Origin of the sequence: Acinetobacter colistiniresistens (assembly GCF_024582815.1) — a bacterium.
Taxonomy (GTDB): domain Bacteria; phylum Pseudomonadota; class Gammaproteobacteria; order Pseudomonadales; family Moraxellaceae; genus Acinetobacter.
Genome location: NZ_CP102099.1, coordinates 1,268,990 through 1,284,432 on the forward strand (window position 1 = coordinate 1,268,990; position 15,443 = coordinate 1,284,432).

At 43.9% G+C, this 15,443-nt stretch carries 14 protein-coding genes and 1 rRNA gene; 11 read left to right on the forward strand and 4 right to left on the reverse strand.

Annotation, left to right across the window (positions count from 1 at the left end):
• The first annotated feature begins 140 nt into the window (after positions 1–140).
• The 5 genes from rrf to NQU59_RS06150 all read left to right on the forward strand — a co-directional run bounded on the left by rrf (position 141) and on the right by NQU59_RS06150 (position 3,059).
• Positions 141–255 (forward strand): 5S ribosomal RNA (gene rrf, locus NQU59_RS06130).
• A 90-nt stretch (positions 256–345) separates the two neighbouring features.
• Complete coding sequence (locus NQU59_RS06135; RefSeq protein WP_257065326.1) at positions 346–738, forward strand: putative signal transducing protein; 393 nt, start codon at positions 346–348, stop codon at positions 736–738.
• Between the two features lie 89 nt (positions 739–827).
• Complete coding sequence (locus tag NQU59_RS06140) at positions 828–1,175, forward strand: GFA family protein (protein ID WP_005244407.1); 348 nt, start codon at positions 828–830, stop codon at positions 1,173–1,175.
• A gap of 22 nt (positions 1,176–1,197) precedes the next feature.
• Positions 1,198–1,761 (forward strand): DUF4256 domain-containing protein, encoded by a 564-nt coding sequence (locus tag NQU59_RS06145; RefSeq protein ID WP_005244406.1) that lies wholly within the window; start codon positions 1,198–1,200, stop codon positions 1,759–1,761.
• A 134-nt stretch (positions 1,762–1,895) separates the two neighbouring features.
• Positions 1,896–3,059 carry an acyl-CoA dehydrogenase family protein gene (locus NQU59_RS06150; RefSeq protein ID WP_151837758.1) on the forward strand — a complete coding sequence of 388 codons (1,164 nt, stop codon included), beginning with the start codon at positions 1,896–1,898 and terminating at the stop codon, positions 3,057–3,059.
• A gap of 190 nt (positions 3,060–3,249) precedes the next feature.
• Here NQU59_RS06150 and NQU59_RS06155 read toward each other — a convergent pair whose 3' ends face one another.
• Complete coding sequence (locus tag NQU59_RS06155; protein ID WP_257065327.1) at positions 3,250–3,759, reverse strand: GNAT family N-acetyltransferase; 510 nt, start codon at positions 3,757–3,759, stop codon at positions 3,250–3,252.
• Entirely contained in the window at positions 3,756–4,355 is a 600-nt protein-coding gene (locus tag NQU59_RS06160) for a TetR/AcrR family transcriptional regulator (protein ID WP_005149660.1), read from the reverse strand. The genes NQU59_RS06155 and NQU59_RS06160 overlap by 4 nt, the downstream gene beginning before the upstream one ends.
• 195 nt (positions 4,356–4,550) lie before the next feature.
• On the opposite strand from NQU59_RS06160, the gene NQU59_RS06165 reads away from it, so the two are divergent.
• From NQU59_RS06165 to NQU59_RS06190, 6 genes are all read left to right on the forward strand, one after another.
• The gene (locus tag NQU59_RS06165; protein ID WP_257065328.1) at positions 4,551–6,359 is read left to right on the forward strand and encodes an acyclic terpene utilization AtuA family protein; all 1,809 of its coding nucleotides are present in this window, start codon (positions 4,551–4,553) and stop codon (positions 6,357–6,359) included.
• 10 nt (positions 6,360–6,369) lie between these two features.
• Complete coding sequence (locus NQU59_RS06170) at positions 6,370–7,245, forward strand: SDR family oxidoreductase (RefSeq protein WP_257065329.1); 876 nt, start codon at positions 6,370–6,372, stop codon at positions 7,243–7,245.
• A 2-nt stretch (positions 7,246–7,247) separates the two neighbouring features.
• Positions 7,248–8,861, forward strand: a complete 1,614-nt coding sequence (locus NQU59_RS06175) for an acyl-CoA carboxylase subunit beta (protein WP_257065330.1) — start codon at positions 7,248–7,250, stop codon at positions 8,859–8,861.
• Between the two features lie 91 nt (positions 8,862–8,952).
• Complete coding sequence (locus NQU59_RS06180; RefSeq protein WP_005269155.1) at positions 8,953–10,113, forward strand: acyl-CoA dehydrogenase family protein; 1,161 nt, start codon at positions 8,953–8,955, stop codon at positions 10,111–10,113.
• Between the two features lie 10 nt (positions 10,114–10,123).
• Complete coding sequence (locus NQU59_RS06185) at positions 10,124–10,957, forward strand: enoyl-CoA hydratase/isomerase family protein (protein WP_257065331.1); 834 nt, start codon at positions 10,124–10,126, stop codon at positions 10,955–10,957.
• A 53-nt stretch (positions 10,958–11,010) separates the two neighbouring features.
• Positions 11,011–12,969 (forward strand): acetyl/propionyl/methylcrotonyl-CoA carboxylase subunit alpha, encoded by a 1,959-nt coding sequence (locus NQU59_RS06190; protein WP_257065332.1) that lies wholly within the window; start codon positions 11,011–11,013, stop codon positions 12,967–12,969.
• Positions 12,970–13,022: 53 nt separating this feature from the next.
• Here the strand turns inward: NQU59_RS06190 and NQU59_RS06195 are convergent, their stop codons facing one another.
• Both NQU59_RS06195 and NQU59_RS06200 read right to left on the reverse strand, forming a co-directional pair.
• Positions 13,023–13,952 (reverse strand): lipase chaperone, encoded by a 930-nt coding sequence (locus tag NQU59_RS06195; RefSeq protein ID WP_257065333.1) that lies wholly within the window; start codon positions 13,950–13,952, stop codon positions 13,023–13,025.
• A gap of 11 nt (positions 13,953–13,963) precedes the next feature.
• On the reverse strand, positions 13,964–15,310 hold the full coding sequence (locus tag NQU59_RS06200) for a sphingomyelin phosphodiesterase (RefSeq protein ID WP_257065334.1): 1,347 nt from the start codon (positions 15,308–15,310) through the stop codon (positions 13,964–13,966).
• Between the last annotated feature and the right edge of the window lie 133 nt (positions 15,311–15,443).

Here is a 15,443-nt window from a genome sequence, read left to right on the forward strand (position 1 = left end):
TTCAATACATAACTTGATTTAGTGTGAAAACTAGTTACAATACCGACTCAATTAACTAATCCGTTAATAACTCTTTGGACCGTAAGTAAGGCATACGATGAATACATCGTGATTAAGACCCGAAAGCACCACAACAGTTTGCTGGCGACAATAGCAAGAGTGAACCACCTGATCCCTTCCCGAACTCAGAAGTGAAACCTCTTAGCGCTGATGGTAGTGTGGCACTTGCCATGTGAGAGTAAGTCATCGCCAGCTTTTAAATACTAAACACCCCCTAACTAATGTTAGGGGGTGTTTTTTATTGGGTGTAATTTTATATACTGAGTCTTTTATGGGCTTTCTGATATGGCTTGGATCGTAGTACAAAGCTTTTCATTTCCTTATGAAGCTCAGATTGCTAAAACGCAATTAGAAGCAGCTGAGATTCCAACTCGTATTGAAAATGAACATACCATTAATATGGATTGGCTTTACTCCAATGCTTTAGGTGGTGTTAGATTATTGGTTCCTGAGCATTATGCAGATGAAGCGAAAGCGTTACTGGCACAAGACTTTAGCCAAGAATTAGAACAACAGTTTGGAGCAAGTGAAAGTTGCCCTAGTTGTGGTAGTAGCGATATACAGCCGTATACAGAAGGGAAGCGGCCCGCATATTTAGTTTTCTTATTACTTGGTTTTCCGTTATTTTTTTATAAACATGGAACTAAGTGTCAACAATGCCAACATTTCTGGAGTTAGCCCTGCCTGAGTATTGATTAACAGAATCACCTTTGAACTTTTATAAGCAATGCATTAATACTAGATAAAAATTAAAAAAGGAAAAGAAAATGGAATATAAGGGAAGTTGTCACTGCGGAAAAATCTCCTTTGTTGTACAGGGGGAGTTAACCGAGGCATTGTCATGTAACTGTTCGATTTGTCAAAGAAAAGGCTCGTTATTATGGTTTTTACCTACGGATCAGGTTGATATTTCAGTCCAAGAAGATGCATTAGCGAGTTATCAATTTAATAAACATGTGATCGATCATCATTTTTGCACGAGCTGTGGCATTCATCCTTATGCAGTTGGCGTTGATCCTAAAGGCAATAAAATGTATGCCCTTAATATCAGGTGTATCGAAGATTTAGATTTGGAAAGCATCAATGTTAATCATTTTGATGGACGTTCGGTGTAATCATCAAATTTAGAGAACAAAAATGACCAAGCATAAAAAGTTAGATCCAGAACAAGTTGCAGCACTACTAGATGGATTAAAAAAGCGTTTTCAAAAAAATATGCATCGTCATAAAGACTTGAATTGGGCTGATATTGAAGATCGATTACAACAGCAGCCAGAAAAGTTATGGTCACTCAATCAAATGGAAGATACGGGTGGAGAGCCAGATGTAGTTTCATTTGATTCAAAGTCATCAGAAATTGCGTTTTATGATTGTGCCGTGGAAACGCCCAAAGGGCGTAGAAGCCTTTGTTATGATCGTGCTGCTTTGGATGCGCGTAAAGAACATAAGCCCGAAAACAATGCGGTTGAAGTTGCGGAAGTGATTGGAATTGAATTGCTGACGGAAGAACAATATAAGCAATTACAATCGGTTGAACATTTTGATTTAAAAACCTCAAGTTGGGTAAAAACGCCTGAAGATGTGCGTAAATTGGGCGGTGCAATTTTTTGTGATAGCCGTTATGGCCGTGTTTTTACCTATCACAACGGCGCACAATCTTATTATGCGACCCGCGGATTTCGTGGTCGATTAAAAATATAGTTTTATGACTCGATGACCCTTTTGACATGTTTTTTTAATCTTTAATTGTGCCAAGCGCTTGCTTGGTTTCTGTGCTTTTGCTACTTTAGTGTTCATTCAGTAAACAATGATCAATAATTGCTAGGAAGCAGAATATGCACCTTAATCCTTTGTACTATAGCGAGCAGCATCTTGAATTTGCCAAGAGTATTCGACGTTTTGTTGAAAAAGAAATTTCGCCTTTTATCAATGAATGGGATGAAAGTGAAACCTTTCCGAGAGAGCTCTATAAGAAAGCAGCAGATATTGGTTTGTTGGGATTAGGGTTTGAAGAGCAATATGGTGGAATTGCGGGTACAGATGCATTTTATACGTTGTTATCTTCGATTGAGTTAGCAAAATGTGCTTCGGGTGGTCTAGCTGCTTCCTTACTTTCACATACCATTGGTGCGCCACCCATCCAACATTTTGCCAATGAAGTGGTCAAAGCTCAGGTGCTGCCTCAGATTTTATCAGGTGAAAAGATATCGGCATTGGCGATTACTGAGCCAGGAGGTGGTTCAGATGTCGCTTCACTTAAAACCAAGGCAGTGCGTGAAGGTGATTATTTTCTGGTGAGTGGTGAAAAAACCTTTATCACTTCAGGGATGCGAGCGGATTATTATTCAGTGGCAGTGCGTACTGATCCGAATGCGAAAGGGGCAAATGGTATATCCATGCTTCTCATAGATGCACATAGTGCAGGAATCACTAAAACCAAACTAGATAAAATGGGATGGTGGGCTTCAGATACAGCACATTTGCATTTTGATAATGTCAAAGTACCTGCCAGCCATTTATTAGGTCCAGAAAATATGGGCTTTCTGGTGATTATGAATAACTTCAATATGGAGCGTTTTTTCCTTGCAGCCAGTAGTTATGGCTTTGCCTTGACTTGTTATGAGGAAGCATTGGATTGGGCACAGCAACGCCAAACCTTCGGTAAGCGTCTAGTTGATCATCAGGTGATGCGCCATAAATTGGTGGACATGGCTACGCGACTGACCGCCACTCGTGCTTTACTCGAGGATACAGCTTATCGTTTAGGTAAGCCTGAATTGCAGGGCAGTGAACTGATCGCCCAGATTTGTATGCTGAAGAATGTTGCCACTCAAACCATGCAATTCTGTGCTGATGCTGCGGTACAAACACTTGGAGGCATGGGCTTTATGCGCGGTACCAAATCCGAACGAATCTATCGTGAAGTGAAGGTAAATATGATTGGTGGAGGTGCAGAAGAGATTATGAAGGACTTAATTAGTAAGCAATTGGGTTATTAAAATGATCTCCAGGAGCTTATCGTATTGGTTCAAGCCAATAAGCTCCTTTTCCCTCAGAATGAACTGCGATATACCAAATAGATGAATCCTGAGCGTAGACCCAAAACGGCAATCTTTGATGTTGCATATATTTCGCCTAAAGAATTGGCATTAGTTTCTTTTTACCTTAATAGATCCGATATTTCAACGATTAAAAAGTCTGGTATTTTTTATCGGTCCAATCGCTATTTAAAATGGCCCAACGCTCATGGTCTTTCCATTCTTTTCCGCCCACTCGTAGATACTGGCGAGAAAAGCCTTCTTTTATAAAACCTGCATGTGCCACAAGGCGAATAGAGGATAGATTGTCTGGTTGAATATTGGCTTCTAGTCGATGTAGATTCAGTGTTTGAAATGCTTCGTGTAAAACCAGTTGCAGTCCATGCCGCATATAGCCTTGTCCTGCATAAGGATAAAAGGCTTCATAACCTAAATAGGCAGAATGGAAGTGACCTCGGATAATATTGGAGATATTAAAGGTGCCAACAATGGCATGATTTTCTTTCAAGCAGACAAAATAACGATGTTCTTGAGCGAGGTAGTGTTCAAAATCAGTCGGCGGATAGGTCCACGGTTGATGCAGATGAATACTATTTGAGTAGGCATGTTTGATTTCAGTTAAATCACTGCGTTGCGGCTTACGCAAATAGACTGGACTCATTTCACCGCCATTTCCCAAACCATGTCAGTCAATTCATCAATTTTGACTTTGCCTTCGGGTCTATACCAAGTCACGGTCCAAGAAATCGAACCGCCGAGCAAACGACGCCAGATAAAAGCATCATGTTTGACTTTACCTTGGGCGCGTAGTTTTTCAATCACATCCAGCCAGACTTGCTCATATTCATTACGCATTTTTAAAAGGTAGTCTTGTTTTTCTTTTGATAGTGCAAACCATTCATGTACCAATACGGCCATAGCCGCACCTGTATCACCTGCAATGGAAAGTAATTCAGCCTTAATGAGATGACGTAATTGCTGTTCAGGATCAGTTGAGCGTTCAGCCGCTTCTTTTAAGCGGGCGAAGTTATAGATAATGGTTTGTTCCATCACTGTCGCTAGAATCTCATCTTTGCTTTTAAAGTGATGAAACAGGCTACCCGATTGAATGCCAATAAATTCACCGAGCTGACGAACCGTGGTTTTATCATAACCTTGTTTATAAAATAGATAGGCAGCACCTTGCAGTAGACGCCCGCGTGGACTGTCATCAAAACAAACAATCTTGGGTATTTGCTCAATTGAGGTTGCGATCATGCCTATCCGTCTATCCCGTTTAATCTAAAGTCTATTGTAACAAAATTCATTTCATGAATTGTCTTATCTTTTTATAACAAGCATTTGCTTGAGTTTGTCTGTTCTTGCCAATACAGCATAGCATTATGCACTTTACAAACCAAGCACTTGCTTGGTAATGTTAAGGCGTTTTTAGTAATAACAATGAGAAAGCGCATGACAAGTGTCAAACAGGATGACCAGAGGCTAGTCAAAATCGGGTGTGCATCAGGGTTTTGGGGCGATACCAATACCGCTGCCTTTCAGTTGGTGCATCTGAGTGATATTGATTATTTAGTCTTTGATTATCTGTCAGAAATCACCATGTCGATTATGGCCAAGGCGATGATGCTGGATCCAAGTCATGGTTATGCACTGGATTTTGTCAGTCGAGTGATGGCACCCCTGATCCATAAAATTGCTGAGAAAAAAATTAAAGTGATCAGTAATGCAGGTGGGGTAAATCCATTGGCTTGCCGTGATGCCTTACAGAAAATCATTGATGAAAAAGGCTTGGATTTAAAAGTTGCTGTGGTGTTAGGCGATGATGTATTGCCAAAGCATGCTGAATTACTCACCCAAAATGTTCAGGAAATGTTTAATGGCGATGCCTTGCCTGCACATGTGGCCAGTAGCAATGCCTATCTCGGTGCAGTTGCGATTCGTGATGCTTTGGACTTAGGTGCAGATATTGTGATTACAGGCCGTGTGGTCGACTCCGCAGTTGTGCTTGCCCCATTATTGCATGAGTACAAATGGTCCCTCGATGATTATGACAAGCTAGCACAAGGTTCCTTGGCTGGGCATGTGATTGAATGTGGCGCACAGTGTACAGGGGGGAATTTTACCGATTGGCGTTTGGTTCAAGGCTTTGACAATATGGGCTTTCCAATCGTAGAAGTCAGCGCTGATGCCTCATTTATCGTGACCAAGCCTAAAGGAACGGGTGGATTGGTTTCGACTGCAACGGTAGCAGAGCAGATTGTCTATGAAATTGGCAATCCACAAGCTTATCTTTTACCTGATGTCACTGCTGATTTTAGCCAAGTGCATTTAGAACAAGTAGCAGAGCATCGAGTCAAGGTGACAGGAGCAACAGGTCGTGCACCAACCCAGCAATATAAAGTCAGTGCGACCTATGCAGATGGTTATCGAGTCTTGGTTAGCTTTTTAATCGCGGGTCGTGAAGCGCCAGAAAAAGCCCAAGCAATTGCCGATGCGATTATCAACAAATGTGAACGCGTCTTGGCCTTACGTTCAGTCCCCCCATTTAGTGAAAAATCAGTCGAGATTCTTGGCATTGAAAGCACTTATGGTGCACATGCGAAAGTGACAGACAGTCGCGAAGTAGTGGTCAAGATTGCGGTCAAGCATTTATTTAAAGAAGCCTGTATGTTCTTTGCGTCTGAAATTGCCCAAGCTTCAACTGGTATGGCACCTGCATTGGCAGGGATTGTTGGTGGTCGCCCTAAAGCATCGGCCGTGGTGAAACTATTTTCATTCTTGATTGATAAAGATCAATTAAAGATCGAAGTCGATTTTGCAGGGCAGCGTTATCCCGTACAGATTCCAACAGGACAAACGGCACCAGAGATCGAGCTACATCCAGTGGGGGAAGTGGCAACCTATCAAGGCGATGAGATTGAAGTGCCTTTGATTGAGGTGGCACATTCACGTAGTGGCGATAAAGGCAATCATAGCAATATTGGGGTGATTGCACGTCAAGCAGAATATTTACCATGGATTCGTGCCGCACTGACTGAAGCCAATGTTGCTGCGTATATGCAGCATGTTCTTGATCCTGATAAATCAAAAGTGATTCGTTATGAATTGCCAGCCATGCATGCACTGAATTTCATGCTGGAAAATGCATTGGGTGGCGGTGGGATTGCCAGTTTGCGGATTGACCCGCAGGGCAAAGCCTTTGCACAGCAACTATTAGATATGCCGGTGAAAGTGCCAGCTCAATTGTTAGAAAAATATTAAGGATGTAAACATGGGTTATCAATCAATTTTCAGGGCAGATGCATTTGCTAATAAAGTCATTATTGTGACAGGAGGTGGCTCTGGTATTGGCCGTTGTACTGCACATGAACTGGCATCCTTAGGAGCGCAAGTCATCATTACAGGACGCAAACTTGAAAAACTGGAAAAGGTTAGCCAGGAAATTCTGGAAGATGGCGGCAAGGTCCATTTCATCGTCTGCGACAACCGTGATGAAGAACAGGTCAAAAATATGATTGCGGAAGTGCTGGAAAAATTTGGCCAGCTCGATGGTTTAGTCAATAATGCGGGTGGACAATTTCCTTCTGCATTAGAGAATATTTCTGCCAATGGTTTTGATGCCGTGGTTCGTAATAACCTGCACTCAACTTTTTACCTGATGCGAGAAGCCTATAACCAGTGGATGACAAAGCACGGCGGCAGCATTGTGAATATGACCGCAGACATGTGGGGCGGTATGCCGGGCATGGGGCATTCAGGCGCAGCACGCTCAGGGGTAGATAATCTGACCAAAACGGCTTCAGTGGAATGGGGTAAATCTGGAGTACGTGTCAATGCAGTTGCACCGGGCTGGATTATTTCTTCGGGCATGGACAATTATAGCGGTGATTTTGCCAAAGTGATCATTCCAAGTTTAGCGAGTAATGTTCCGTTAAAACGTATGGGTACAGAATCAGAAATTTCCTCGGCGATTTGTTATCTACTTTCTGATGCAGCGGCTTTTGTATCAGGTGTCACCCTCCGCATTGATGGGGCTGCTTCACAAGGTACACGGATGTATCCATTGGCTGATGCAATCAACAATGAAGCCTTTAATGGTTTCCATCGTGCTTTTATCCCTGACATATTCAAAACTGCTGGAGAATAAACATGACTATTCTCCAATCTGAAATTGCGGTCGGGAGTGAACAATATCAGCAGAATCGAGAAGCTTTACTGGCTCAACTGGCTGAGGTTCGTGCTGTACAGCAAAAGAGTATTGATAAGTCTTATGCGGCAAAACCTAAATTCGACAAGAAAGGCAAGATTTTACCGCATGAGCGTATTCGCTTGCTGTTAGATGCGGATTCACCTTTTATTGAGTTATGTGGTTTGGTTGGCTACAACATGCATGACGATAAAGATGGTTCCGAAGCTGGCGGTGGTGTGATTGCAGGGATTGGTTTTGTCAGTGGTGTGCGTGCGCTGGTTTCTGCCAGTAATAGTGCCATCAAAGGTGGCACCATGTCCCCAATGGGCGTACATAAAACCTTACGCTTGCAAAAGATCGCATTAGAGCAAAAGTTACCGATGGTGACCTTGACAGAAAGTGGCGGAGCTAACCTGAATTATGCAGCGGAAGTATTTACCTATGGCGGCATGACCTTTGCCAATCAGGCGCGTTTATCTGCGGCAGGGATTCCCCAAGTTGCGGTGGTGCATGGCAATGCGACCGCGGGTGGGGCTTATCAGCCAGGTTTATCTGATTATGTAATTGCAGTACGTAAACAGACTGAAATGCTATTGGCAGGACCACCGTTGTTATTGGCAGCAACAGGTGAGGTTGCAACTGCGGAAGAGCTGGGTGGTGCGGAAATGCATACTCAGGTTTCAGGCGTGGCGGAATATCTTGCGGAAAATGATGCTGATGGTATTCGTTTAGCACGTGAGATTATTGAACACCTGAACTGGAGAGAACAAACCGCACAATTGAATCAGCATTATAAAGAACCGCGTTATGCTGCGGAGGAATTGTTAGGCATTATTCCTCAAGATCCAAAGCAACCTTTTGATATGAAAGAAATCATTGCACGGATCATTGATGATTCAGATTTTCTGGAATTCAAGCAGGAATATGATGCTTTAACGGTCTGTGGCTGGGCAAAAATGGGAGGGCTACATATCGGCATTATTACTAATAATGGCCCAATTACCCCGCAGGGAGCGGCTAAAGCAGCGCAGTTTATTCATCTGTGTGAACAGACCCAACGCCCACTCTTGTTTCTTCACAATACCACTGGTTTTATGGTCGGAACCGATGCCGAACAGAACGGCATTATCAAACATGGTTCCAAGCTGATCCAGGCTGTGGCCAATGCCACAGTACCCAAGATTTCGATTGTGGTTGCAGGTTCTTATGGCGCAGGCAACTATGCCATGTGTGGCCGCAGTTTGTCGCCACAATTTATCTTTGCATGGCCCAATTCACATGTTGCAGTGATGGGTGCAGCACAAGCGGGCAAAGTCTTGCGTATCGTGGCTGAGGGCAAACAAAAAGCTTCAGGAATGGAACCTAATCCGCAGATGCTGGACTTCTTGGAACAAAGCACAGCCATGAAATTGGAACAGCAGTCGACGGCTTTATTCAATACCGCAATGTTGCATGACGACGGCATTATCGATCCGAGAGATACCCGAAAAGTACTGATTTTCTTATTACAAACCATGTATGAAGCACAGCAACGTGAGTTAAATCCAACCCGATTTGGTGTGTCGAGATTTTAATAATCCCTCCCAGCCTCCCTTTAAAAAGGGAGGAGTTCTCCTCTTTAATTAAAGAGGGGTTAGGGGAGATTAATTTTAAGGAACAAAAACAATGAAATTTACCGCAGAACATGAAGCTTTACGCCGTACCACACGTCAGTTTGTGGAAAATGAATTAAACCCTTTTATTCCAGAATGGGAAGAAGCAGGCCGTTTTCCAATTCATGACGTGTTTAAAAAAATGGGGGATTTGGGCTTATTGGGGATTTGTAAGCCTGAGGAGAATGGTGGTTTAGGACTCGATTATTCATACAATCTTGTCGTGGCAGAAGAGTTAGGTCGTGCAGCGTGTGGGGGCGTACCACTTGCGATTGGCGTGCAGACCGATATGGCGACGCCTGCACTGGCACGTTTTGGTAGCAAAGAACTACGAGATGAGTTTTTAAATCCTGCGATTCGTGGTGAATATGTCGCGTCGATTGCGGTCTCGGAAGTGCATGCGGGTTCTGACGTGGCAGCCATTAAAACTACAGCAAAAAAAGATGGCGATGATTATGTCATTAACGGCAGCAAGATGTGGATTACCAACTCATTGCAAGCCGATTTCTTTTGTCTATTGGCAAATACCTCGGATGACAAACCACACGTCAATAAATCCATGATTATTGTCCCAGCCAAGGCAGCAGGGATTAGTTTTTCAGAGCCACTGAATAAATTGGGCATGCGTTCAACCACCACTGCACAAGTCTATTTTGACAATGTTCGAGTACCGCAACGCAATTTAGTTGGTGTGGAAGGCATGGGCTTTATGATGCAAATGATGCAGTTCCAAGAGGAACGTATGTGGGCCTGTGCCAATGCGGTGGGAGGGATGGAAAAAGTCATTCAGCAAACCATTGATTACACTAAGGATCGCACCACCTTTGGTCAGCCCCTGATTCATAACCAATATGTACATTTTCGTTTTGCTGAGCTGATGACTGAAGTCGCAGCACTGAAAGCTCTAACTTATCAAGCCTGTGAGCAGCATATTGCTGGTGAGGATGCAACCTTGATGGCGTCAATGGCGAAGCTGAAAGCAGGACGATTAAGTCGTGAGGTGGCAGATAGCTGTCTGCAATATTGGGGCGGTAATGGCTTTATGTGGGATAACCCTGCATCACAACTGTTCCGTGATGGGCGCTTAGGGTCGATTGGCGGCGGTGCAGATGAAATTATGCTTGGAATCATTTGTAAGCTCACCGATATTTTGCCGAAGAAACAGAAAAAATAGGAGCAGGAGCATGACAGTTGCAACTTCTCTTGCAAGCTTGGCGATAGATGACAGCATTCAGCTAGAACAACAAGGTGGCATTTTAACGCTATGGCTGAATCGCGCTGAAAGCCGCAATGCCATGAGTTTAAATATGGTCACTGCTATTCAACAGGTGTTTAGCCAGATTGCCGATGATGTCTCTATTCGTGCGGTTATCTTACGTGGTAAGGGCGGGCATTTTTGTGCAGGCGGCGATATCAAAGATATGGCGAGCTTACGTGTTGAAGCTACGAATATAGGCAGTTTGCAACCTTATGTCGATTTTAATCGCCGTTTTGGTGCCATGATTGAACAGGTGGATCAAGCTCCACAAACCGTCGTGGCTGTTTTGGAAGGTGCTGTACTCGGTGGTGGCTTTGGACTGGCCTGTGTTTCGGATATTGCCATTAGCCGTGAGAGTGCCCAGTTTGGTCTGCCAGAAACAGGCTTAGGTATTTTGCCTGCGCAGATTGCGCCTTTTGTGGTGAAGCGAATTGGTTTGACCCAAGCCCGTCGTTTAGCGTTATTGGGTTTACGTTTTGATGGCAAGACGGCTTTGGATTTAGGTGTCGTTCACCAAGTTGCACCAGATGATGCTGAGCTAGAACAGCAGCTTGCAGACACGATTCAGCAGATCAAACGTGCTGCACCTCTAGCTTCCCGTGCCACCAAAGCGTTATTACATCGGACTTTGAATGAACCTTTGACCCAGCTCTTAGATAATGCAGCCGAGCAATTTGCACGGGCAGTTGCTGGGGAGGAAGGGCAAGAGGGAACCATGGCCTTTATTCAGAAGCGGTTGCCAAACTGGGCCGAAGAGTGACATCGCATAGAGTACAAGCATTGCTGAAATGCGATGTTTTGAGGGATTAAACAATGAGTTTTTCAAAAGTATTAGTGGCAAACCGTGGTGAAATTGCAGTTCGTGTGATGCAAACAGCCAAAGCAATGGGCTATCAAACGGTGGCTGTCTATTCAGATGCGGATGCCAATGCCCGTCATGTGCAGCTTGCGGATGAAGCGGTTTATATCGGCGCATCTAAAGTTTCAGAATCCTATTTATCGATTGCCAATATTATTGCAGCCTGCCAAAAGACAGGGGCCGATGCGGTCCATCCTGGTTATGGTTTCTTGTCTGAAAATACCGACTTCGCTCAGGCTTGCCTTGATCATGGCATCACCTTTATTGGGCCGACGGCTGCTGCGATCGAATTGATGGGCAGTAAACGTCTTTCAAAAATTGCCATGATTCAAGCAGGGGTGCCATGTGTGCCTGGTTATGAAGGTGATCAGCAAAAGCTTGAATATTTGGCTGAACAAGCTGAGAAGATTGGCTATCCTTTAATGGTCAAAGCTTCGGCAGGTGGTGGTGGGCGAGGGATGCGTCTGGTCCAACACGCTGTTGATGTATTGGACGCATTAAAAACAGCACGTTCGGAAGCAGAGAATGCCTTTGGTTCGGGTGAATTGATTTTAGAAAAAGCGGTGATTGCCCCACGCCATGTTGAAATTCAGGTGTTTGGGGACACACATGGCCATTATGTGTATTTATTTGAACGGGATTGTTCGATCCAACGCCGTCATCAAAAAGTGGTCGAAGAAGCCCCTTGTCCAGTGATGACGGCTGAACTGCGTCAGAAAATGGGCGAAGCAGCAGTTGCAGCGGCCAAGGCTTGTGATTATGTCGGCGCAGGCACGGTCGAGTTTTTGCTGGATCAATCGGGTGAATTCTATTTCTTGGAAATGAATACCCGTTTGCAGGTCGAACATCCAGTGACAGAAATGGTGACGGGACTGGATTTGGTGGAATGGCAATTGCGTGTTGCCAATGGCGAAACCCTGCCTTTACAACAACATGAGTTGACACTGAATGGACATGCGATTGAAGTTCGCTTATATGCAGAAGATCCACGTCAGGACTTTTTGCCACAAACGGGAAAAGTACTGCGTTGGCAGCCTGCAGGCGCTGATGGTAGTTTAGCCAATGTCCGTATTGACCACGGCATGTTAGAACAAGGGGAAATTAGTCCCTTCTATGATCCGATGGTGGCAAAGGTCATCGCCTATGGCAAAACCCGTCAGGATGCGATTCGACTGCTTGCTCGGGCCGTTGATGATTGTGTGTTGTTGGGGGTGAACAGTAATAAGCAATTCTTAAGCAACTTATTACGTCATCCAGTTATTGTCGCTGGGGAGACCAATACTGCCTTTATTCAGCAGCACTTTCAGGATGATATTAGTCTGCATCAGCAAACTTTGAAACTTGAAACGCTTGCCGTCGCAGCCGCACTGTTTAGCCAGCAAAATCAGCAGCAAGTCGCTTGGCAAACAGGAGTTGGCATGCCGTTCCCACTGAAACTAAAATACGCCGATCAGCAGATATTGCTACATGTGCAACATGATCAGCAGCAGGTCAAAGTTGCGTTATGTGATCAACACGTAACGATCAATATTGTAAGCATCAGTGATGTGCAGGTTGTTTATAGCTGTGAAGGTGTTCGACGCAAGCTCGCCTATGTCTTTGATCAAAATCAGCTCTATTTAGATGTAGGCAATGGTAATAGCGTGCTAGAAAATATTACTTATGCAGCCCCAGCGGCAGCAGAAGTGGTGGGTGATGGTAAAATCCGTGCACCGATGGATGGGGCAATTGTGAATCTGTTGGTGAATGTCGGAGATCAGGTAGTGAAAGGGCAAACCTTATTGGTACTGGAAGCCATGAAGATTCAGCAGCAAATCAAATCTGATGTCGATGGCATCGTACATGAGCTGATTGGCCAAGTCGGACAACAGGTGAAAAAACGACAGCAATTATTGAATATTGCTGTCGATTAATGGAATGCCATGATTGAACCATCCACATCTATAAGATTGATGGTTCATTTATTTTAGGGAAACATCTTTAAACGCAGGTTTTCTAAACGACTTTGATATTGCTTTTGCCATTCTTCGTTTGGCAGTTGAGTTTTTAACGGCTCCATGTCTTGTTGTAACTGCTGCACGGCTTGTTGATATTGATCAACTTGCTGCTGTTGCTGGGTTTCACGGTGCTCGCGCTGTTGAACCTGTTGACGTTCCTGCTCAGTCAAATACTGTTGCTGCAATTTTTGCTTTAAACGTTCAGTTTCAGCTGGGCTATGTTGCCCTTGGCTAATTAAATCAACGGCTTGTTGATAAAGTCCCATTTTATTTTGCTGCTGACTTGCGTCAGGATATTGACGCTGTAGCTCTTCAAAAGCTGTTAAACGTTGTTCAGCACTAAGTTTTTGATTTTGCACCAAGTCATTATAAGCAAAGCGATAATCCGCATAATTGCGCTCTTGCCCAAAACCGAGCATGGCTTCGGCTTGTCCCAAAGTTTGTTCTCTGAGCTTCCACAGCGCATCAAAACGTTGTTTCGGTGATAAAGCGGTGGATAATACCGTGCTTTGCATCTGCTTTTCATATTGTGGCATGCGTTTCAGCAAGTTTTCCACTAAGTGTGCAAACTGTTGATCGGGATAGTTGGCAAGCGCTTTTGCAAGTGCTACATGACAATCTGAGACAGGGCAGTTGGCTTTAAAGTTATTGAGAAACTCGGTGATATTCCCAGGTTGCTGCTGTAAGGTTTTGAGTTGCTGCAAAAGTGAATCCTGCAACAGTTCGTCCTTGCTTTTATTGGGCATGCTGGCATTGTTCATCTGTGGAGACGAATTTTGAGATGTTGAGGTGGATTTGGTGTGCTGGATTGCAGCGGAAGAGGCAGTGCTCTTCCAGACTACAATCCCAACCAAGACCACGACAACAATTAGAATTGTCAGCAATAGTCTTTTATTCATACCATATTCCGTTAAGGGTTGTAATTAAACTGCCCCATTACAGGGAAATGATCAGAAAGATCCCAGATCATATACAGTGGATCAGCCGTAGTACGCAGGATGCGCACATCGTTACGTGACTGAACGGGCTGACGGTGGTTATTGGATGCCACGATATAATCCAGATATTCAACGGTTGAACCGCCTGAACCTGCTGCACCAGCTAATTTATTCACACGAGGGTCAAAGGTTGATGCGGTATACCCCGTATTGCTTGATGCCGCAGTCGCATTCAAGTTGCTCAGCATATTTTGATAGTCTTGTGGCCAGAGTAACTTGTTCACATTAAAATCTCCCCCCATCAACACTGCATCGAAAGCTGGAATATTTTGTTGGTCTACCAGTTGACGAATTTGCTTGAACTGAGTCTGGCGCAGTGCACGCGCTGCATCGGTATCAAAAGAAGCGGTATGTGTTGACGTGACATGATAAGCTTTACCATTTTTAATGATTTCAGCATACAACACGCCTTTATCGGCAAAGCAATCGGTTCCTGTACAGTCTGGATAAATAAATTGGGCGGTTTTGACGATTGGATAACGACTTACAATGACCAAACCGCTATCAAAAAGGTTATAGCCAGAACCGACAGGGATATGTGTCTGATAGGGATATTGTTGTGCCAGTTGATTCAACATACCTGTACGCGAAGAAGCGAACGCTTCTTGCATCATAATGACATCATAGCCATTCAAGTGGTTGGGTAATTCGGCCAAACGTTCACTGATTTTACTCGCCACCATCGGCAAGGCATAAATATTATAGGTTAGGACTTTTAATTCATTGGCACTGGCTGAAACAGGTTCCTGAATCGTGTTCTGGTGAATCGTGTAGTGGAAATCATCATAACCACCTGTGTATTCAGCTTTTACTGCTGCCTGAGCGGATAAACCGCCATAGGTTGTATTGATGCGATGTACATCACGATCTGAATACCACGGGGAAGTTGTGTTTGCTGTTTGAATACCGTGTTGAATATTACTACCGGACCATGTTCCAGTCATGGTTTGTTTGAAGGTCACTTGTGAGTTGGCACTGGTCACTACGGTATCAAAGTTATAGGTTTTACCTGATTTGATCCCTGTATAACGATTGATACGTAATACACGTTTGGTTTCATAGGGTGCAATCTGTGTCGCTTCCTGAGCCCATTCATTGCCTTGCTGCAATTGTGCCCCAGTTTGGTTGACTTGTACGGATACTGTTTGTGGTGTGGTATTGGTTACAAATACATAGGAATCTGCCAAACATTGTTGGGTGGCAAAACCGCTGAGTAATAGTGCAGTTCCTGCGCCGAGTTTTAAGCTCTTCAGCCTCATCTTTTCTCTCCATAGTGCTTAATAATAGTTGAACAAACACAATCCCGTTTTATTGAAATTATTCATTTATGAAAATTTTGTGATTGTTATTTGTTCGAAAATTATAATAATGAAAAAGTATTTCTAAATCATT

Excerpts from the sequence above, each read along its gene's own strand:
- NQU59_RS06185 (WP_257065331.1), top strand. The coding sequence starts at position 10,124 with ATGACAGTTGCAACTTCTCTTGCAAGCTTGGCGATAGATGACAGCATT.
- NQU59_RS06200 (WP_257065334.1), bottom strand. The coding sequence starts at position 15,310 with ATGAGGCTGAAGAGCTTAAAACTCGGCGCAGGAACTGCACTATTACTC.
- NQU59_RS06160 (WP_005149660.1), bottom strand. The coding sequence starts at position 4,355 with ATGATCGCAACCTCAATTGAGCAAATACCCAAGATTGTTTGTTTTGAT.
- NQU59_RS06170 (WP_257065329.1), top strand. The coding sequence starts at position 6,370 with ATGGGTTATCAATCAATTTTCAGGGCAGATGCATTTGCTAATAAAGTC.
- NQU59_RS06165 (WP_257065328.1), top strand. The coding sequence starts at position 4,551 with ATGACAAGTGTCAAACAGGATGACCAGAGGCTAGTCAAAATCGGGTGT.
- NQU59_RS06190 (WP_257065332.1), top strand. The coding sequence starts at position 11,011 with ATGAGTTTTTCAAAAGTATTAGTGGCAAACCGTGGTGAAATTGCAGTT.
- NQU59_RS06135 (WP_257065326.1), top strand. The coding sequence starts at position 346 with ATGGCTTGGATCGTAGTACAAAGCTTTTCATTTCCTTATGAAGCTCAG.
- NQU59_RS06195 (WP_257065333.1), bottom strand. The coding sequence starts at position 13,952 with ATGAATAAAAGACTATTGCTGACAATTCTAATTGTTGTCGTGGTCTTG.
- NQU59_RS06140 (WP_005244407.1), top strand. The coding sequence starts at position 828 with ATGGAATATAAGGGAAGTTGTCACTGCGGAAAAATCTCCTTTGTTGTA.
- NQU59_RS06155 (WP_257065327.1), bottom strand. The coding sequence starts at position 3,759 with ATGAGTCCAGTCTATTTGCGTAAGCCGCAACGCAGTGATTTAACTGAA.
- NQU59_RS06145 (WP_005244406.1), top strand. The coding sequence starts at position 1,198 with ATGACCAAGCATAAAAAGTTAGATCCAGAACAAGTTGCAGCACTACTA.
- NQU59_RS06180 (WP_005269155.1), top strand. The coding sequence starts at position 8,953 with ATGAAATTTACCGCAGAACATGAAGCTTTACGCCGTACCACACGTCAG.
- NQU59_RS06175 (WP_257065330.1), top strand. The coding sequence starts at position 7,248 with ATGACTATTCTCCAATCTGAAATTGCGGTCGGGAGTGAACAATATCAG.
- NQU59_RS06150 (WP_151837758.1), top strand. The coding sequence starts at position 1,896 with ATGCACCTTAATCCTTTGTACTATAGCGAGCAGCATCTTGAATTTGCC.